This is a genomic window from Plebeiibacterium sediminum (assembly GCF_026013605.1).
Classification (GTDB): Bacteria; Bacteroidota; Bacteroidia; order Bacteroidales; family Marinilabiliaceae; genus Saccharicrinis; species Saccharicrinis sediminus.
The window spans coordinates 1-21,559 of sequence record NZ_JAPDPJ010000041.1 but is presented as its reverse complement, the minus strand read 5'-3'; the positions used below and the strand labels follow the sequence as shown (position 1 = coordinate 21,559).

Sequence of the window (21,559 nt, the reverse complement as noted above, 5' to 3'; positions counted from 1 at the left end):
AATAAGAAAAAACGTATAGTTAATAAGGTATTAAATCAAAGTATGTTTTCAAAATTAAAAGTAACTGCATTGTATAGCTTATTGGGATTTTTCTCATTGAGTGGGACTTACTGTAATGCACAGGAAACGACAATAGATTTTAGCTATTTGGATTATCATCTACCCTTTGAAGAAAGGGTAGATGTATTATTGAGTCAAATGACATTGGATGAAAAAGTCAGTCAAATGACTAATGAATCCAAATCCATTCCTCGGTTACAGATTCCTGAATACAACTGGTGGAATGAATGTTTACATGGTGTTGCACGAGCTGGCTATGCAACCGTATTTCCACAATCAATTAGTGTAGCAGCGTCGTTCGATAAAGAGTTGATGAAAGAGATCGGTTCTGTTATCTCAGATGAAGCACGTGCTAAACATCACGAGTTTTTACACCAGAATAAAAGAACTATCTATACAGGGCTGGATTTTTGGTCTCCTAATGTTAATATTTTCAGAGATCCACGATGGGGAAGAGGCCATGAAACTTATGGTGAAGATCCTTATTTAACAGGTGAGTTGGCTACTGAATTTATTTTGGGCTTACAAGGTAACGACCCTAAGTATTACAAAACAATTGCAACAGCTAAACATTTTGCTGTTCATTCCGGACCTGAAAAATTACGCCATTCTTTTGATGTTGATGTGAGCGACAGGGATTTGTATGAAACTTATTTACCTGCGTTCTTTAAAACCATTAAAGAAGCTAAAGTATATTCTGTAATGGGTGCTTACAACCGTTTCAGGGGAGAATCCTGTAGTGGTCACGATTTCTTATTAAATCAATTGTTGCGTGATAGTTGGGGATTTGAAGGTTATGTAGTTTCTGACTGTGGTGCTATTCGGGATATAGAAACAGGTCATCATATTGCCAAAAGTAAACCAGAGGCAGCTGCTATTGGAGTTAAAGGCGGATGCGATTTAAATTGTAGAAGTTATTATAAAAGTTTGGGAGAAGCCGTTAAAGAAGGTTTTATTACTGAAGAACAGATTGATGTTGCGCTACGCAGAATTTTGATGGCTCGCTTTAAAATGGGGATGTTTGATCCGGAAGAAGTAGTTCCTTATTCAAAAATACCTACTGAAATAGTGTGCTCTGATGTTAATACTGAGTTGGCACGAAAAGCAGCTCAGGAAAGTATAGTTCTTTTAAAGAATAGTAATAATTTGTTGCCTCTAGCTAAAGATCAGATTAAAAAGATTGCAGTCATTGGTCCTAATGCCGATAACTGGGAATCATTAGTTGGTAATTATCATGGAACACCTAAAAATCCTGTTACCTTTTTTAAAGGAATTAAAAATAAAGTAGAACCTCAAATAAAAGTGCTTTATGCAGAAGGTTCCCACCTTGATGATGAAACATTAAATTTAAAACCTATTTCATCAGTATATCTGCAAACAGAAGATGGCCGACAAGGATTAGAAGGGGCGTATTTTAATAATACTCAATGTTCAGGGGAGCCTGAATTTACCAGGGTTGATGATAAAATTGATTTTTCATGGCAATATGCTCCTGTTTCAAAAACGTTAGTTGATACTTTTTCTATTCGTTGGAAAGGTTATCTGTTGCCTCCTGCAAATGGAACTTATGAGCTAGGATTGTATGCCAAACGAGGAATGACCATTAAAATTGAAGGCAAAGAAATTTCCATAGGAAAAGGATCTGCTCATCATCCTCAATATGCTACCGACAGATTGGTATTAGAAGGGGGTAAGAAATATCATATTGAGATTGAATTTTACACCGATGAAACGAATGCTCAGGCCTGTTTATTATGGGCAATGCCCGATAAAAACTTAATTGATGACGCTGTAAAAGTCACAAAAGAAGCCGATGTTGCAGTTGTTGTAGTTGGATTGTCGCAACGCCTGGAAGGAGAAGGTGGAGATCGAAATGATATTTCATTGCCAAAGCAGCAGGAAGAATTAATAGAGGCTGTTAAAGCTACAGGTAAGCCTGTTATCTTAGTTATAAATGCAGGAAGTTCGTTAGCTATTAACTGGGCAAAAGATAATATTGATGCTATTGTAAATGTGGGTTATCCAGGTGAGCAAGGGGGGAACGCTTTGGCTGATGTTTTGTTTGGAGACTATAATCCTGCCGGTCGGTTACCAATAACATATTATGCTTCGTTGGATGAATTACCTCCGTTTGAGGATTACGATATGAAAAACAGAACCTATCGATATTATAAAGGAAAACCTCTGTACCCGTTCGGATATGGATTAAGTTATACCAGTTTTAAATATTCAGATTTGCAATTGCCAACTCAAACAAAAGCCGGCGATACCTTGAATGTATCGGTAAAAGTTACTAATGTTGGTGATAGAGATGGTGATGAAGTAGTACAGCTTTATATTTCAGATGTAAAATCTTCTACTCCTCGTCCTATCCATCAGCTGGAAGGGTTTGACAGGATTCATTTAAAAGCAGGCGAAAGTAAAATTATTGAATTTACTTTAACACCACGACAATTATCTATGATTAATAAAAAGACTCAACGAGTTATTGAACCTGGTACATTTGATATTTATGTGGGAGGTGAGCAACCTGGTTTTAGTGGTGATAACGATGCTTTGTCTACAGAAGTAATTAAGGCTAGTTTTAAAGTTTTGGGTCATCAGTTTTTTAAAATAAAATAGGATTATAAATCAATGTTTGTATGTGTAGAACCAGTGAAGCAGGATGCTTCACTGGTTTGCCTTTAGCCTTATAACGCCTTAAATAAATAGTTTTTGCCATTCTCTGAATCAAATTCAAACAAGTTTGTTTTTGGTAATTCTAAAGATTGAACAGAGGCTTTTTTGCTTATAATTGGGGTCTTTATTTTTGTTTTTGTAAACAAAGGATTAGGATTTTCCATTCCATCCTTTACCTTATTTAGAGTTACGTCTCCTTTTAAATTATTCATTGTTCTGAGTCTGCAATTTCCGCCAACAGAGGAATGTACAACAAGCTGCTTCACCTGCCAGTCGTCCCATACCATATCAATAGTAAAGCCCCCAATGGTTTTTAATCCCTTTACAGAACCTTTTTTCCATTCCTTGGGTAATGCAGGAAGTAAATAAATATCGCCATCGTATGATTGTAACAACATCTCAGCAATACCAGAAGTACATCCAAAATTTCCATCAATTTGGAATGGGGGATGGGCATCAAACAAATTAGGGTAGGTGCCACCATGCTCCCCTTTTTTTTCAATTGGAGCCGGCGATAGCTGATCTTTTATGAGTTTGAACGCTTTGTTTCCATCCAGCAACCTGGCCCACAAATTTACTTTCCACCCCATTGACCATCCTGTAGATTTGTCGCCCCGGTATATCAGTGAATTTTTTGCTGCCTGGAATAATTCAGGATTGGAGAATGGTGAAATCTGGCTTCCCGGGAATAATCCATACAAATGAGATACATGGCGGTGGTGATCGTTTGTTCGGTCCCAATCCTGAAGCCACTCTTGCAATTGGCTATGCTTTCCAATCTGCATGGGGGGTAATTTATCAAACATTACTTTTACTTCCCTGGCAAAATCCTTATCTGTATCTAATATATCAGAAGCTGACATCAAATTCGAAAAAACATCAAAAACTAACTGGTTATCCATAGTGTTTCCTGCAGCCATTGAGGTTTGGTGCGGATGTTTGTTTTCCGGTGACATACAAGGGGACACCACCATCCATCCATTTTCGGGTTCTTGCTGTAAAACATCAACGTAATACAATGCAGCTCCTTTTAATATTGGGTAAATTTCCCTTAAAAATAATTTGTCACCTGAATATAAATAATGATACCACAAATGCTGGGTTAACCAAGCTCCTCCCATTGGCCACATACCATAAAAGGCACCATCTACTGGTCCGGTAATTCGCCATATATCCGTATTGTGATGCATAGCCCAGCCCCTGGCTCCATACATTTCTTTCGCTGTTTCCTGTCCAATAATTGACAAATCCTTTAACATTGAAAACAAGGGTTTGTGCATCTCTGATAAATTAGTCACTTCCGCTGGCCAGTAATTCATTTCAGTGTTAATGTTTACAGTATATTTACTATCCCAGGGAGGGTTGTTCTTGCAATTCCAGATGCCTTGGAGATTGGCAGGTTGTGTACCCGGACGGGAAGATGATATTAATAAATAACGCCCAAACTGGAAGTAAAGTGAAACCAACTGAGGATCATAGCCTTTGTTAAAATCTACAATTCGCTGATCTATCGGGTTTTTTATGGAGTCGGTTATTCCAAGGTCAAGCTCCACTTTATCAAAGTATTGTTTGTAATCCTTAATATGGTTGCTTTTTAGCGCTCCGTATGGCTCATTAATAGCATTTGCTAAATACCCTTCAGAAGCTTTTGTTTCATCGTTACTAATATCCTTGTAGTTTTTAAAATTTGTTCCAATAGATACAAAAACAGTAACAGTGTCAGCATTTTTGATATCTAAGTGGTCTGCTCCCTGTATCAGTTCACCACCGGAAAGAACCGGTTTTACAGAAGTGTGAAAACGAATTTTCCCTTTTTTGTTCTTTACATTTTCTCCGTTTCCTGTTAAAATCAATTGCTTATTTAAAGTAGATACTTTATGTTGAGAATGTGGGGAATCCATTTTGAGGGTACAGGAAATTTGCCCCTTTTTACTAGCGGTTAAGCGAACAACCATAACCTGATCCGGCGCAGAAATGAAATATTCACGATTAAATGTTGTCCCATCTACTTCGTACGAAGTTTTGCTTAAAGCATTGCTTATATCCAACTCTCTATAATAATTGCTGTAATTTTGTTGATGCGGAAATTCAATAAATAAATCTCCTACAGTTTGGTATGGCATGCCATAGTTATTCCATTCCGGGGCATGTCGGGGAGTTACTGTCATTGTTAACTCTTCAGCTTCTTTATACTTTCCAGCAAATACAAGTTCTCTAACCTGGGGTAAAACATCCTTAAAACCTTTGGGTAGGTTATTTCCGGGTTCTCCTGCCCATACAGTTTCTTCGTTCAATTGCAGGTGTTCTTTTTCAACAGTACCAAAAACCATTGCCCCTAAACGTCCATTGCCAAGTGGCAAGGCTTCTTCCCATGCAGTAGCAGGTTTTGAATACCATAATTTCAGCAGATTCGCTTTTTTACTATCACCTTTTGAACAAGACATCAGGGTGATGATAAGTCCCGTAAAATAAATTAGATTCTTCATTTTTTAAAAATTTCAATGTGTTAACCACACGATCATATATATTTTTTAAATACATGATAAAATTAAAGAAAGTTCATTTCCATATATGGGTTAAATCGAAAAAGCAAGGGGGGCATTTTAAAAAATACTTGTTAAAGCAAGAGTTTTAAGCAGGAACTATCCGTATTAGTTATGAAGCAACCTCGGTGTAGTTGGGATAATTTTGCATATGTTTTTGGGTTGTGTTCGGGTACCATAGCCAATGCTTATCCGAACACCACCCGAACAAACCCGAGCGCTACCCGAACGTCTCCCGAAGCCGGCTCGGAAAAGTCTCAAAAACGGTCTTTTTTTGAATAATTTTTGGGGTTTTGGGACTTTTCCAGAATAAAACTGCACTGACATTCTTTTATAAGGCATTCGCTAATAATGGAATTCCAGAGAAAGTCACCATCGACAAAAGTGGAGCCAATATAGCAGCCTTGGATCAGATCAATGACGATTATATAAACTGTGGTGAAATAACCCGAATTGAAAAACGCTGTAGCAAATACCTTAATAATCGAATAGAACAGGACCACCGATTCATAAAAAGAAGGACTAATCCCATGCTTGGCTTTAAGAGTTTTTCTTCGGCAATAAATACTTTAACCGGACTTGAATTAATGCGAATAATTCAGAAGAAACAAGTCATTAATGGGAGAGGTCTGTCTAATTGGCAAATCTTTAAAAGTTTAGCTGCATAATAGGTTTAATTTATAAATGAATAAACATCTTACTTATTAATGCGACAGAACCGAAATTCTTTAATTGGTTTATAACCTGCTGTTTTTCTAAGAATAATAATCACGCAGTATACAAAATCACTTTTGTATACTGTGGATATATTCAGAAGGCAGACACCCAAATTTTTCTTTAAAAGCATCCCTAAAATAGGACATGCTATTGTAACCTGTTAGTAGAGCAATTTCAGAAATGGAATATTTCTTGGTTAATATGAGTTGTTCAGCGTTGTTTAATTTAATATCCCTGACAAATTCGTTGGCAGTAATGCCGGTTACAGCTTTTATCTTCCTTGAGAATGAGGAATAGCTCATATTATGTTGACCCGCCAATAAAGAAACACTAATTTTTTCCTGCCCTAGATTTTCTTCAATAATTGAAATCGTTTTTTTTATGAAACTGTCATCCAGATCAGAGATTGAATTTGATATAATATCTGTTTTATAAATATTTGAGGTGTAATATTTTGATAATTTTTCTCTGCCTTGTAATAGGTTTATGATTCTGGATTTAAGTAAACTAGCGCTAAATGGTTTGGTTAGGTATGAATCCGCACCAATTAAATATCCTTCAGTTTGATCTGTGGTAGAATCCTTTGCTGTTAATAACACTATGGGGATATGGGAAGTGAGTATATTATTTTTAATATCGTTACACAATTCAATACCATCCATAATGGGCATCATAACATCGCTAACAATAATATCGGGGATGTCCTTTTTTGCTAATTCAAAAGCATTCTGACCATTTACTGCGGTAATTATTTCAAAGGAATCACTGAAGATTTCAGAGATGTAATCCAAAATATCTTCATCATCTTCTACAATTAATAAGCGTTTTGTAAAAATCTTATTCGTTTCTTTGGGGATATAATCAGGTTGTATATGCTCAGCTTCAGGATAAAATTCATTCACCATAAATTGAACAAAAACATGAGTGCCCTGATTTATTTTACTTTTGATCGAAATGGAGCCCTTGTGTAGTTTTACCAGATTTTTAACCAATGCCAAGCCAATACCGGTGCCGGAAATCTGTTTGTTTCTTTTAACCTGGTAATACCTGTCGAAAATATGCTCTAAATCTTCTTCCGGAATACCCAAACCCGTATCAGCAACTTCAATTTCCAGATACTTTGTCTCAACCTTATTTATAATTCGAACCTTAACTAAAACAGATCCTTCCTGGGTGTTTTTTATAGAATTTGAAATTAAATTATCCATAATAATCGAAACAACTTCCTTGTCAAAATATACCGTTTCAGAATCCTCTATTAGTAAATCAATTGATACTTTTTCATTTTTATTTAGATCTTTAAATTTTAATACTATATCCTGCAAAATAAAAGTAATATCATCTTTTGTAACAGTCAGTTTTCTATGGTTGGTTTCGCTTTTTCTGAACTCCATGAGTTGATTGATTAAATGCAGAAGGCGAATGGCATTTTTGTGAATAAGGGATAATTTTTTCTTATTTTCGGTACTGTTTTGTAATATATCTTCCAGTGGACCAATTATCAGAGTTAAGGGTGTTTTTAGTTCATGGGTAATATTGGTGAAGAACTGCATTTTTTCGGTATGAAGTTCATGTTCTTGTCTGTTACTTTGTTTTTGAAGTATTAACTGGTTTTCAAGTTTTAGCTTATGTCTGAAAAAAAACACAATGCCAAAAGCTATAATCATAAAAGTAAAAGAATACAGAACTTTTGCCCACCAGGAAAGCCATAAGGGAGGATAGATTTTAAATGAAATGCTCTCTGCCTGATCAGACCAATATTGGTTATAAATTTTTGCTTTTACTATAAATGTGTATTCTCCTGGCGATAAATTTCGGAAAGTGACATTGTTTTGCATTTGAGTTTGATGCCAGGTATAGTCTTCCATCCTTTCTAAAAGAAAAGCATACTCAACTTGTTTTTTTAATCCATAATCAAGAATGTTAAAATCAATGGATATTGTATTTTGTGAATATTTTAGTTTATTCATCCTATGATTGGGGAGATGGGTCTTTTTAATAGTAATATCATCTTTAGAGTCATATATGTCGATGTTTGTTATTACAACCGGAGGCATTTTTTTTTGAATAATACTATCGGTTGAATTAAAATAGCAAATACCGTTTTGAGACCCGAAATATATAGTCCCATCCGAAGATTTTGTAACCGCTCCATTTTTAAATGTCGCGGTAAGGATCCCGTCACTATTGGTATAATTTTCTATCCGGCCGGAATTGGTAATGTATTTGGAGATACCTGAATTGGTTGTTATCCACATTTCACCATTTTTGCCTTCGCTTATTGAATGGGTGTAGTTGTCGCGAATACCATTACTATCATTAATAAATTCGATATAGTCATAATCTTTTTCTTTAATATGGGGAAAGATACTTATCCCATTATTTGTACATATCCATATCTGATTCTGAGAATCGGCATAGATATGGCTGATAATATCTGAATGCAAGCGATTTGATGTGTTAAAATTCCGAATCAGCTCAAAATCATGAGTTACTACGCTAACTCCATTTATTGCACTCCCGATCCAAAAATTCCCATTGATATCCTGTACAATATCTCTAATATAATTATCAACCAGGCCAATGGCTTTTCCATCATATTTGATGATAGATTTATCATTTAAATTATAAACAATGATGCCATAGTTTGTTCCAATCCAAATGTTTTGGTTTTGATCTTCGTAAAGAGAACTAATATATTCGATTTGTTCCTCGTTATTAAATACATCAATTTTTTTTAAGAGTTCAGTTTTTGGATTATAAAATATAATACCATCCATATTTCTCCCAAACCACATGTTACCATCATGGTCTTCCATTGAGCAGAGAATATAATTGTCGAGAAAAATGCTTTTATACTTGTTATGAACCCCTGTTGTATTATTTTTTTTATAAAGGTCAACATACCCATTCCCAAGTCCAACCCATAAATTATTGTTCGAATCTATTTTTACGCAATTTACAGTTTTATCACTTAGACTATTTGTATAACCTTTTATTGGCGAATAAGATAGTTTGCTAAAGTATGGTTTTGTGTGACTTATTACATTTATACCTTCACCGGAAGTGCCTATCCAAATATTGCCATACGTGTCCTGGAAAATATCTTCAATAGAAGGCGAGGATAGTCCCGAAGGTAAATCATTTGACAAGATGTGTTTGAAGTGTACGCTTTTAGTATCATCTAAATTAGCCGTTTTTAGGTCCAGAATATTTATTCCTCCTTTCCAGGTTCCTATCCAAAGCTGCTCATCTATTTCTTTTATTACATGAATGTCATCATCAGACAAGCCATTTAAATGTTCCTGGTTATGATGGAAATTGGTAAATGTATCTTTTTTAGGGTCATAAATTGCAAGACCATTATGTGTGCCAACCCATAGGTTATGGAAAGAATCCATAAAAATGCTCATAACTTCATTACCTGGAAGCCCATCAGGAGTGTTTGGATCATATTCAAAGTGTTTTGTGGTTAGTTTTTCTGTAGAAAGAACAGTAAACCCATTTCCCCAGTGTCCAATATATAAATTACCTTGGTGATCGTCTAGTATGCACTTGATTTTGTAATTTTTAGGAAGAGATATGTTTCTTAAATTAATGTCACTAATGGTGTTGTTTTTCTTATTGAGTTTTTTTATGCCATGATTATAGGTTGCAATCCATAAGTTGCCTTTTTTATCGAGTTGTAAATCAGTGATTCCTGATGTTTTTGTGCTGTTGGGCTCATTAGGAGAGGTAGGGTATTTATAAAATTCTTGTGTTTTCTGATCAAGTACGTTTAATCCTCCACCCTTGGTTCCAATCCATATTAAATGATCAACAGTATCCACCAAAACCTTATTAGTCCCATTGTGGTTTACCGTAAACTTATTGGATGGTTTGGCTTTGTATACATTAAAAGTTTTACTGTCAAACCTATTCAGTCCCCATTCAGTTCCAAACCACATAAAACCATTTTCGTCCTGATTGATACTTAGAATGTAGTTATCCGATAAGCCATGCGAAGTATTTATTTTATCAATAGTTGTTGTGTTTTGTGAAAATGAATCTATAACTATAAATAAAATGATGATGATAAAAACCAGCTTTTTAATATTGAACAAGTACAAGCCTGTAAATTTTGAAATATTGGTGAACTTATAAAAAGGTGTATGCAATTCCTTCATTAGTGCTGTTTGAGTTCTTAACAAAGATAAATCCTTTTGTCCTTAAAATGAAGCCTGTATAGCCTGATTTTTTCAGGTGATAAAATACCGTCCATAATTAGTAAAATAAAGATCTGTTAAATAAGAAAAGAGTTCTTTGTAAGTAAAATATCATCCCCCCTTTAGTCTCTTCTCAAACTAATTTTGATGTGTTCCTTAAAAGTCAAAAATAGTATTAAGAAAATTGTTAATCATGAATGAAAAAATCAGAATGGGTTCAAATTTGAATCAAAAGAAAAATTATCTGTTAAATTTAATCCCAAAGTTGCTGTTTGTTATTGCGCTTCTGAATTTGTTGCAAATAACACAAAGTACTTTGCACGGTCAGAATTCTTTGGCGACAAAAACAATTAGTGGTATAGTGGTGGATAAAGCTAATTTACCTATTCCAGGGTATCTGTGTTTGTTAAAAATACAAGTATCGGAACTATAACCGATATAGATGGGAAATATGTTTTAGCTCAAGTTCCTAATGATGGAATCATCGTTTTCTCTTTTATTGGTATGAAAACAAAAGAGATCATGGTTTCAAACCAATTGCAGATTGATGTTGTTTTAGATGATCAGAGCATAGGGCTAGATGAAGTTGTTGCAATTGCATACGGTAATACAACGCAAAGAAAATCCACGGGTTCGTTACAATCCATTAAATCAAAGGAATTGACAGATATTCCGGTTACTCAGTTTACGCAAAAGCTACAGGGTAAATTTGCCGGTGTAAATATTTCACAGGGAACAGGGAAACCCGGGCAGGGATTGAATATCCAGATTCGTGGAGCAGCTTCTTTATCTACCAACTCATCTCCTTTATATGTTATAGATGGTTTTCCTGTTTCTGGGGGGTGATAGATCTTAATCCCAATGAAATAGAATCAATATCCATACTTAAAGATGCGGCATCAACCTCATTGTATGGTTCCAGAGCTGCATTTGGTGTAGTTTTAATCACAACAAAGAAAGCCAAATCAGGCAAATCGAATATTTCCATTAATGCTTATTCCGGTTTTCAAATAGTTCCGGATAAGGGAAGGCCGGATGTTATGAATGGTACAGAATGGGCCCGGTTTAAAAAGGAATATTATGAGGATTTGGGACAATCAGTGCCAGAGGCTTATCAGAATCCGGATCAATATGGTAAAGGTTATGATTGGTATGATGCTATGTTAAGGACTGGTACTATTAATGATTATAGCTTAACGATAAGTTCAAGTAAAGGAAAATTAAGTAGTTCGGTTGTAGGGGGATATTTTAAGCAAAAAGGGGTAATGCTCAATTCTGATTACACCCGTTTTTCTTTGCGAACAAATGTAAAATATGATCTTAATGATAAACTAACAATAGGCGTAAACCTTGCACCTACCTACAATATCGATAATTCTCCATCTACTGATGGACAGTTTTTTAGCGGCGGTGGGTTGTTGTCAAATGCCACCCTTACACCTCCAATCCTTTCGTATAAAAATGCAGATGGCAGTTATCCTGTCACTGTTACTACTCCCGGTGTAACTTCATTTCCAACGCCTAACTGGGTTAGGTCAATTAAGGAGATAACAAATAAAACTATAGATACACGCTTAATAGCAAATGAATACATTCAATATGAAGTATTAGATGGATTAAAGCTAAAGTCTGCGGCCAATGTGGAATTAGTTCAAACACTAGTTCATTATTTTCAACCCTCAACAGCAGGAAGGGCATTTGCAAGTGCTCCAGGTCAGCTTACTGCCAACCTTAGAGAAACTAACAGACGTTTTTGGACATGGTTAACAGAAAATACCATGGAGTATTCTAAAGAAATTAATGGGCACAATTTAGATATCCTTGCAGGATTTACTTCTCAAAAGTACCGATATGATCAAAGTGTAATAAGTGGATATAATTTTACTGATGACAGGGTTGAAACTATAGATGCAGCTTTGGTTAAAAACAATCCAACAATGGATATTCAGGAGTGGAGTATGTTGTCATATCTTAGCCGGTTAAGTTACGATTATAAAAGTAAGTATTTAGTAACTGCCAGCATCAGGCGTGATGGATCTTCGCGTTTTGGTAAAGATAATAAATGGGGGAACTTTCCTGCTGTTGCAGTGGGGTGGGTAGTTAGTGAGGAGCCTTTTATGAGCAAGTTTGATTGGGTGTCATTTTTGAAAGTTAGAAGTAGCTATGGTGTTACAGGTAATAATAATATTGGTAATTATACCCAATATAGTACAGTTGAGGGTGATGTAAATACAACCTTTAATAATACTACTTATAGTGGTAGTGCGGTTACAAACTTAGGTAATGATGATTTGGGTTGGGAAAAAACCAGGGAATTTGACCTGGGAGTTGATCTTGCATTTTTTAAAGACCGTGTAGCTTTGACTTATGATTATTATAAAAAAGAAACTTCAAATTTATTGTATACTCTTTCAGTTCCAATAGAATCAGGTTTTTCTTCATTTACAGGTAACGTAGGTAAGATTCGTTTTTGGGGGCACGAATTTAATATTAACTCCGACAATTTAGTGGGAAAGTTTAAATGGAGTTCCAATTTTAATATATCATTTAGTGACAATAAGGTATTGGCATTATCTTCCTTGAGCGACCAGTTAATTGTATGGCAGGGATTTGTTTCTACAAGGACGAAAGTTGGTGGAAGGATAGGCCAGTATTTTGGATTGAAACAAGAAGGTGTTTATAAAAATCAGGCTGATTTTGACAGCTCTCCAAAGCTGGTAGATTCAGAAGTAGGAACAATTAAGTTTAAAGATGTAAACGGTGATGGAGTAATAACAACAGGTGTAACTGAAAATGACGACAGGACAGAAATAGGAAACCCATTTCCTAAGTTTGTTTATGGATTTACAAATAATTTTAAATATAAGAACCTTGATTTGTCAATTGTTGCTAAGGGCTCCTATGGAAATAAAGTTGTAGCGGCATTAGAACAAGGAATGGTTAATCTGGATGGCGTATTTAATGTGTTGAAAGATGTTGAAGATAGATGGCAGTCAGAGGAAAATCCAGGTGCCGGATTATATGGTAAAACAACAGGTTCCACTTCTCACGATCGGGATGATTTCCATTCTAGGTATGTAAAAGATGGAAGTTATTTTACTATCAAAAACATTACTCTAGGCTATACCGTCCCTTCTAAAATTGCAAGTTTTATACAGAGCCTGCGTGTGTATGCCAGTGTACAACAAGCTTTTGTTTTTACAAATTATAAATATGGAAACCCTGAAGTTGGAGTGGATTTTAATGGAAATCAACCAAGTTCAACTACACAGGGTATTGATTTTTCAGCATATCCGGTTCCCAGAACATTCACCTTTGGTGTAAATGTGAATTTAAAATAATTTGAAGGTTAAAAATATATTGAGATGAAGAATATAATAATATTATCAATTTTAGGGATGCTTTGTTTTATTAGTTGTGATGAAAGCTTTGTTGAGATCCCTTCGGAAACAACTTTAAGTACGCCCATATATTTTAATACACAAAGTGATTTTGAACAAGCCATAAATGGAGCATACGCCCCTCTTAGAGCCCTTTATAATGGTACATATGGCGCATGGGCAATGGGTGAGTTGAGAAGTGATAATTCTACCTATAAGTATAATCCCAATGACAGGGGGACCATACAGGGTGAATATATTGCTGATTTTATAGAAGAAAGCTCTAATGGTATACTTTACACTAAATACGCCAATAATTATTATGTTATAGCCCGTGTAAATCAAATTTTGGATTTGATTGATGGTGTGGATTTTGATAATGATGATAAAAATAATATTAAAGGACAGGCATTGTTTTTAAGAGCGTTCTGTTATTTTGATTTAGTTCAATATTTTGGGGCAGTACCTTTACACCTTACGCCAGCTGCAACTTTAGATGAAACAGCGTTGCCATTATCTGATGTAGATGAAATTTATCAACAGATTATTGCCGATGCGGATTTGGCTTCTGAATTATTGCCTGACAAAGACACTCAGGAAGCTGGACGTGTTACTACAGGCTCTGCCAAAACGCTGTTGGCAAACGTATATATTGTACAAAAGAATTGGTCAGAGGCAGAAACTGTTTTAAAAGCTATCAAGGGATATAGCTTGTTGCCTGATTATAATGATGTTTTTGATCCTTCAATGAAAAACAATAGCGAATCTATTTTCGAAATTCAATATAAAGAAGGAACTGAAGGTTTTCAAAGTAATTTCTTTTATACTTTCCTGGTTCAACCAATAACTGCAGATGAGATATCTGTTGTTACAGGGATTACAGAGGTGGCAAGAAATATTGAAGGGTATAACATCCCTACGCCGGATATTATTAATGCTTACGAAGTAAATGACCTGAGAAAGGATGCTACTATAGGTTATATCTCAGCGAGTGGTGTTGATTATCCATTTATTAAAAAGTATGCTCACCCTCACTCTTTAACAAATAATACTGATGACAACTGGCCTGTCTACCGTTATTCTGAGGTTTTGTTGTTTATGGCAGAAGCCCTAAATGAACAAAACAAAACAGATGAGGCATTGATATATTTGGATCAGGTTAGATCCCGGGCCGGATTGGAAGGAAGTATTGCTACAGGTCAGAATGAAGTACGGGATGCTATTATTCGTGAGCGGAGAGTGGAATTTGCATTTGAAAACAAGAGATGGCTGGATTTAGTCCGGACTAATATAGCGGAAACTGTAATGAAAGAATATGGAGAAAGAGTAAAAGCCAATCCTCAGGATTATTACTTTCCTGAGGGATATGGTGTTTCACCTTCCTCTTATACTACAATTAATCAATTGTTTCCAATTCCATCATCACAATCAGAGTTGAACCCGTATTTTTAAACATATAAAGGAGAGAATAATGTGATTTTTATTCTCTCCTCTTGAAGTAATAGTTCTGGTTGATTAATCAATTCAAAAAGGTAAGGTCCAGGTTGTGCCATAATTATAGGGATTGCAAAGTGATAAAATTTGTTGGTGAAATATAATAGGAAATAATAAGAAATAGATGTTGATGAATAAGCTAAAAATAATTCCTTTACTCTTAATTGCTGCAATTTCAATATTGAAGGCAGAAGTTAACCTTGTTAATCTTAAAGTAGAGTATGTCCAGGCTCCATTAGGTATAGATGTTGATAAACCTCATTTTAGCTGGCAAATGCAAGCTTCAAAAGAACAAAACGGTTGTTCGCAGAAGGCTTATCAGTTAAATGTTATTGATGAGAATGGGCATTCAGTTTGGAATTCTGGTAAAGTAGAAAGTGGTTTGTCCCTTAATATAAAATATGAAGGAGAGTCTTTATCCTCAACGCACCAGTATTTTTGGGAAGTTACAGTTTGGGACAATCACAATAAAAAGCATAAATCAAGCTCATGGTTTGAAACGGGGTTGATGAATCCTGATTATAAGTCGCCTGCATGGGATGGTGCTTGCTGGATTGGTGGGAATAATGAGGATATGGTAATATACTCCCATTATCTTCCTGTATTTAAAATTAACTATACTATTAAATTAGGTGAGGAAACAAAATCAACAAAAGCCGCTTTCGTATATGGAGCTAATGATAGTAGGTTATTGGATCGTGATAAAAATATCTACAATATAGAAAATGAAAAAGACGGATCGTATATAAAAATTGAATTGGATCTTTTACCGTTGGAATCAGGAGAAAACGCATTGCTCAATATTTATAGGGTTGGTTATCATCCCGATGATAAAAAAGGGGTGCCTTTCAAGTCATACCAAATTCTAAATGGAATTATAAATAATGAAAATAAATACCTTTCACATAGTGTTACTATTCAATCTAATTTAGGTATTACTACAATCTTTATTGATGGATTAAAAAATGAGAATAAAATCTGCAATGTAAACTTAAATCCTGTAGGACGAGGAGGTGGAGATTATTTCGCATTTCCTGTATTAGGAGATATTGGATTCCATGTTCCAAAGAATAATACAGCCTTGTTCTCAAATGTGAATGTTTCTCATTTTAGATTACCTTCAAATGTGATTTTTAGTGAAGATCTTAGCAACGGAAATTATAAAGGAATATTTACAAAAAAAGATAGTGGATTTGGGGTTGAGGACAATTCGTATGTTATAAAAGGAGGGGAATGCGGAGCAATGATTGTTGCAAATCCCAGTAAAAATTCGATGCCTTTATTACGTACAACCTTTGATGCTGGTGCTACAGTCAAAAAAGCTCGTTTGTATGTATCAGCAAGAGGGATTTATGAAATGTATTTGAATGGTAACAGGATTGGTAACAGTTATTTTGCACCAGAGAATACACAGTATAACAAAACTCAATTGTATCAATCTTATGATGTAACGGAATTTGTAAATAGTGGCAAAAACGCATTGGAAGCTAAGTTAGGTGAAGGATGGTGGAGTGGTGGAATAACTTATCAGGGTGAATTTTGGAATTACTATGGAGACCGTCAATCATTGCTTGCCAAGCTGGTTGTTACTTATGAGGATGGTAGTAAAAAGGTGATTGTTACCAAACCTGATACCTGGAGCTATTACAACCAGGGACCAGTTATTTATGGTAGTATATTCCAGGGTGAAGTTTATGATGCCCGTAAGGAGAAAAACATAGAAGGGTGGAGTACTTCATCTTATGATGCATCCAACTGGCATCCGGCTTCGGTAATAGAAGAAGATGGTACTGTAAGTAAAGAGCATAATGCCAATTGGCCGGATTTTAATGATTTTGTAGATACAAAATTAATGGGACAAATAGACCCTTCTGTTCAGCAAGTGAAGGAATTATCCTCGGTAAGCGTTTTTGAAGTTCGCCCTGGTGTTTTTATATATGATATGGGACAAAATATGGTAGGTGTTCCTAAAATAATATTACATAATACTACAGAGGGAAAGGAGATTAAACTCCGCTTTTCAGAAGTGTTATATCCGAATTTAAAAGAGTATAAGTCGAAAGAGCAAATGCTTATGCTGGAAAATATCCGGGCAGCCATGGCTCAGGATATTTATATAACAAGAGGATCAAAGCAAGAAATAATACAACCGAGGTTTACGTATCATGGTTATAGATATGTAGAGATAACAGGTATCACCAGCCCCTTGCCCCCCAAGGATGTAAAAGGAGTGGTGTTGAGTTCTGTTCATAAAATTAATTCAGATTATGAAACATCAAATCCTAAGGTTAATAAATTGTGGGAGAATATCACATGGTCAACATGGGGTAATTTTTTGTCGATACCTACTGATTGTCCCCAGCGTAACGAAAGACTTGGATGGAGTGGAGATATCTCTGTTTTTTCAAGAACTGCAACTTATTTAGCAGATCTTCCCTTGTTTTTACGCAGGCATATGTTGGCAATGCGTGATCTTCAACGGGCAGATGGTCATTTCCCAAATGTTGCACCTTTGGATGTTGGTTTTGGAGAAACACTCTGGGGAAGTGCTGGTATTACAGTTGCCTGGGAGTCATTTCAACAATATGGAGATCTTGGATTATTAAAAGTTCATTACGATGCCATGAAAAAATATATAGACTATCTTGTAACTAGAATAAATCCTGAATCAGGCATTTTATGTGAAGATGAACGCAATCAGTGGGGGGCTCTTGGAGACTGGTTGTCGCTTGAAGACAGTAGGAATGAGAAAACACTTCTTTGGGAGTGTTACTTCATTTATAATTTAAAAATCATGTCAAAGGTGGCTTCTTTTCTAGGTGAAAATGAAGATCAAAGATATTTTGAAGGCCTTCAGACAGAACGAAAAAAATTCTTTAATCATACTTATATATGTGAAGATAACGGAAAAACTGTTTTTGGTGATAGAGTAATTGATACACAAGGATCCTATGTGCTTCCTCTTGCATTTAATGTTATTAATGAGAAAAATAAGAAAAATGTATTGGGTCATTTTGTTAATTCTATTACAAGAGAGAATAAAATTGATAATGGCCCCATGTGTGAGCCCTATTCACTAATGACCGGGTTTATTTCAACCGCCTGGATTAATAAGGCTTTGAGCGATAATGGTTATTCAGATATAGCATACAGGTTGCTGCAACAAACTTCTTATCCATCATGGTTATATCCTGTTACACAGGGAGCTACTACTATTTGGGAACGGTTAAATTCGTATACCCATAACAACGGTTTTGGAGGGAATAACCATATGAATTCCTTTAATCATTATTCTTTTGGTGCAGTAGGGGCATGGATGTATAATTATTCGATAGGTATTATGAGAAATGAAGATTATCCAGGATTCAAGCATTTTATTTTGCAACCAGAGCCAGATCCTACAGGAGAGATGACTTATGCAAAAGGATATTATGATTCTATGTATGGACGGATAGAGAGTAGTTGGAAAAATAAAAATGATACCTGTCATTATCGTTTTGTAGTGCCAGCCAACACAACGGCTATGTTATATTTACCTTTAAATGATAGACAAAAGGTAGTTACAAATAAGAATAATGATATTAAATACTTAAAAAAAGAGAAAGGTAAGGTTGTTTATTTACTCAATTCTGGATTGTATAAATTTGATATACTTCCCAATGAATAATAAAATCTGAGCAACCTAATTATTGAAAATCGAAATGGTTTTAATATTGGAATCTTTTATAGCTTCTGTTTTGCAGATTAATTAATTTGAGAGCTTTGCAAAACAGAGACAACTTTAATTTACGGTTCTGTCGCATTAATAAGTAAGATGTTTATTCATTTATAAATTAAACCAATAGCGTCCTAAACGATTTAAAAATGTGAGAAGATATTTAAGTATCTCAAATTATCTTTGAGTTGCACAACAAAAAAAACTTCTCACATGTCAAAGATAAATTTATTCTCTCAGATTATTTCAAAATTAGACCGTAGTTCATTTAAATCTATAGTAAAGGAAAGAGAAACAGACAAGCACCAGAAAGGTTATTCAAGTTGGACACATTTAGTATCGATGTTATTTTGCCAATTTGCAAAAAGTCAATCTGTACGAGATATTCTTCAGAGAAATAAAGCAGCTACTCCATATTAAATCATTTATAGGAACAAGTGAAAATGCTGTAATGATTCAAATTTGGACTGCATTAATAACCATACTTGTCCTAAAATATTTAAAAGCTCTCTCAAAATTTGGTTGGAGACTATCAAACCTTGTTGCCTTTATAAGATTGAATCTTTTTGTGAAAATAGAATTGCAAAAATGGTTAGATAAACCATTTGATGAGATACCATTTAAATCAGAAATGCCAATACAAGGGGTTTTGTTTTGAAATATGAGATTTTAGGCTTGTATAATCCTATAATTATTAGTTTATATTTTTTTGAAATTGATATTTAGGACGCTATTGAAATTAAACCTATTATGCAGCTAAACTTTTAAAGATTTGCCAATTAGACAGACCTCTCCATTAATGACTTGTTTCTTCTGAATTTAATTTAGTTTATTTTTAAATGTCTTATAGATATGATTACGTTAAATAGAGTCAGTTTCATGGAATACAATATCCTTTTTATTCGCTTATATCTTTAATTCATTAAATTTAGATTCTATCATTTTCAAATTCCATAATTAAAACTGTACTACTGTAAGAGAACCTACCTTTATCTCTTTATTTCATTATAGAATTGTTTATAAATGCTATAAATAGCAAGAAATACTCAAATATATATGTTGTATATAGCATAAAATAATGGTAAATATATGTTGTTAATAGCATTGTAAAATTAATTAATAATGCTATAAATGACATTGTAAAATTGTTTATAAATGCTACCTTTGGCATTAGATAGAAAATAATTAATGCTATATAAGGCATCGAAATGAGTTATTGGGATAAGAAAATACTTAGAGAACAACTTGATAAAAAGATTCTTCCTCTTAGAAAAGCGGTAGAATCCGGAGCGACATCATTCGGATGGATTAAAGCTATCCGTGAGGCATTAGGTATGTCAACATCACAGCTTGGTAAAAGAGTGGGAATTGATCAATCTCGAATTTCGAGGTTGGAGAATTCAGAAGTTGATGGAAACATCAAGCTATCATCCCTGCAGAATATTGCCCGTGGTTTGGGGATGGAATTCGTGTATGGTTTTGTACCACGTGGTACTTTGGATGATATGGTACGTGACCAAGCTAGAAAAATTGCTATGGTGAGAATGAAACGGTTGAACCATACAATGGCACTTGAACTTCAGGAACTCTCAGATGAAGATAAAAAAAATGCCCTAAAAGACATGGTTGATAAAATACTGATTGATAACCCTAAAGATTTTTGGAGCAAATGATAGATACCGGTAATCCTCCAGGAGCGACACCCTTAAGTGAAGATGAATTAGAAGGTCTTAAGATAAAAACTATTAAGACCCGTGGTGAGCTCGATCGCTGGGAACAGCAAAATATTGGAGAAGCCATGGAATGGCTGGATAAACGGAAGAATAAATCTGAAATCCTCAATGAAGATTTTGTCATGAAACTTCATACACAGATGTTTCATAAAGTTTGGACTTGGGCAGGAACATTTAGAAAGACCAACAAAAATATCGGGGTTGATAAATTTAAAATCGCTATCGATTTAAGGCATTTACTTGATGATGTTAAATTTTGGATTGAAAACAAAACATTTAACAGCGACGGGATTGCTGTTAGATTGCACCATCGCATTGTTGCCATACATTGTTTTCCAAATGGAAATGGACGACATGCACGACTTATTGCCGATACCTTATTGACTGATGTTTTTGGATTGGAGCCATTCACATGGGGAAATGGTGATTTGACTAGTAAAGGAGATGTCCGTAAGAAATATATTGAAGCTCTTAGGGCAGCGGACAGACATGATTATGAACCCTTGGAAAAGTTTGTTAGGAGTTAAATAAAAAGCCCGTTGTATCATAAAATTAAAACCTATGTGTCTCCCTTTTGGATTGGTGTATTGTAATTTCATATTCAATACCCTTTCGGGTATAATATAAGACTGTACTGGTCTACTTATACCCGTTATGGTATAATTTATTCATTTAATACTATTTTTTTATGGAAAGTAACCGTTTTTCCTCGTCTAAGAATAAAACTAAGTAAAAAGCCTGCTAGCTCTCTCTTGAATTAATTCTTTATATTCTAATTTCTTATGTTCAGGCAAGAAGGAATTATTTATAAAATCCAGAACCGTTGGCATCACTTTCTGAAATCGCTTTGATATATTATCAACCTGTTTTTGTTTTAACTTTAGACTCTTTGCTAATTGTTGGAAATCACCAATTCTAAACTTTCGTTTTCTACCATCCATAGTTAGGGCTAACTCCTCTGGATCGTCTTTTTCTGGAATGACTAACCTTGTTGATAATAGATCGTAAGCTGGAGCTAGTTGTGTTAATCCGT

General features: G+C 34.8%; 11 protein-coding genes and 1 pseudogene. 9 read left to right on the top strand and 3 right to left on the bottom strand.

The window, feature by feature from the left end; genetic code table 11:
• The first annotated feature begins 42 nt into the window (after nt 1–42).
• On the top strand, nt 43–2,682 hold the full coding sequence (locus tag OM075_RS15965) for a glycoside hydrolase family 3 C-terminal domain-containing protein (RefSeq protein ID WP_301191536.1): 2,640 nt from the start codon (nt 43–45) through the stop codon (nt 2,680–2,682).
• Between the two features lie 68 nt (nt 2,683–2,750).
• On the opposite strand, the gene OM075_RS15960 is transcribed toward OM075_RS15965, so the two are convergent.
• Entirely contained in the window at nt 2,751–5,225 is a 2,475-nt protein-coding gene (locus OM075_RS15960) for a glycoside hydrolase family 95 protein (RefSeq protein WP_301191535.1), read from the bottom strand.
• Nucleotides 5,226–5,575: 350 nt separating this feature from the next.
• Here OM075_RS15960 and OM075_RS15955 point away from each other — a divergent pair, with 350 nt between their 5' ends.
• Nucleotides 5,576–5,950, top strand: a complete 375-nt coding sequence (locus tag OM075_RS15955; RefSeq protein ID WP_301191534.1) for a DDE-type integrase/transposase/recombinase — start codon at nt 5,576–5,578, stop codon at nt 5,948–5,950.
• 117 nt (nt 5,951–6,067) lie between these two features.
• Here OM075_RS15955 and OM075_RS15950 read toward each other — a convergent pair whose 3' ends face one another.
• Nucleotides 6,068–10,165, bottom strand: coding sequence for a hybrid sensor histidine kinase/response regulator transcription factor (locus OM075_RS15950; protein WP_301191533.1), 4,098 nt, complete (start codon nt 10,163–10,165; stop codon nt 6,068–6,070).
• A gap of 438 nt (nt 10,166–10,603) precedes the next feature.
• On the opposite strand from OM075_RS15950, the gene OM075_RS15945 reads away from it, so the two are divergent.
• From OM075_RS15945 to OM075_RS15915, 7 genes are all read left to right on the top strand, one after another.
• Nucleotides 10,604–11,050 (top strand): carboxypeptidase-like regulatory domain-containing protein, encoded by a 447-nt coding sequence (locus tag OM075_RS15945; RefSeq protein ID WP_301191532.1) that lies wholly within the window; start codon nt 10,604–10,606, stop codon nt 11,048–11,050.
• Nucleotides 11,047–13,545, top strand: a complete 2,499-nt coding sequence (locus OM075_RS15940) for a SusC/RagA family TonB-linked outer membrane protein (protein WP_301191531.1) — start codon at nt 11,047–11,049, stop codon at nt 13,543–13,545. The genes OM075_RS15945 and OM075_RS15940 overlap by 4 nt, the downstream gene beginning before the upstream one ends.
• A gap of 24 nt (nt 13,546–13,569) precedes the next feature.
• Entirely contained in the window at nt 13,570–15,036 is a 1,467-nt protein-coding gene (locus tag OM075_RS15935) for a RagB/SusD family nutrient uptake outer membrane protein (RefSeq protein WP_301191530.1), read from the top strand.
• A 172-nt stretch (nt 15,037–15,208) separates the two neighbouring features.
• A complete protein-coding gene (locus OM075_RS15930) occupies nt 15,209–18,745 on the top strand; it encodes a family 78 glycoside hydrolase catalytic domain (RefSeq protein WP_301191529.1) in 3,537 nt (1,178 codons plus the stop codon).
• A 261-nt stretch (nt 18,746–19,006) separates the two neighbouring features.
• Entirely contained in the window at nt 19,007–19,213 is a 207-nt protein-coding gene (locus tag OM075_RS15925) for a DUF4372 domain-containing protein (protein WP_301191528.1), read from the top strand.
• A gap of 788 nt (nt 19,214–20,001) precedes the next feature.
• Entirely contained in the window at nt 20,002–20,466 is a 465-nt protein-coding gene (locus tag OM075_RS15920) for a mobile mystery protein A (protein WP_301191527.1), read from the top strand.
• Nucleotides 20,463–21,053 carry a mobile mystery protein B gene (locus OM075_RS15915; RefSeq protein ID WP_301191526.1) on the top strand — a complete coding sequence of 197 codons (591 nt, stop codon included), beginning with the start codon at nt 20,463–20,465 and terminating at the stop codon, nt 21,051–21,053. Before OM075_RS15920 ends, OM075_RS15915 begins: the two co-directional genes overlap by 4 nt.
• Before the next feature lie 198 nt (nt 21,054–21,251).
• Here the strand turns inward: OM075_RS15915 and OM075_RS15910 are convergent.
• A pseudogene (locus OM075_RS15910) lies at nt 21,252–21,559 on the bottom strand (type II toxin-antitoxin system HipA family toxin); the annotation flags it as partial.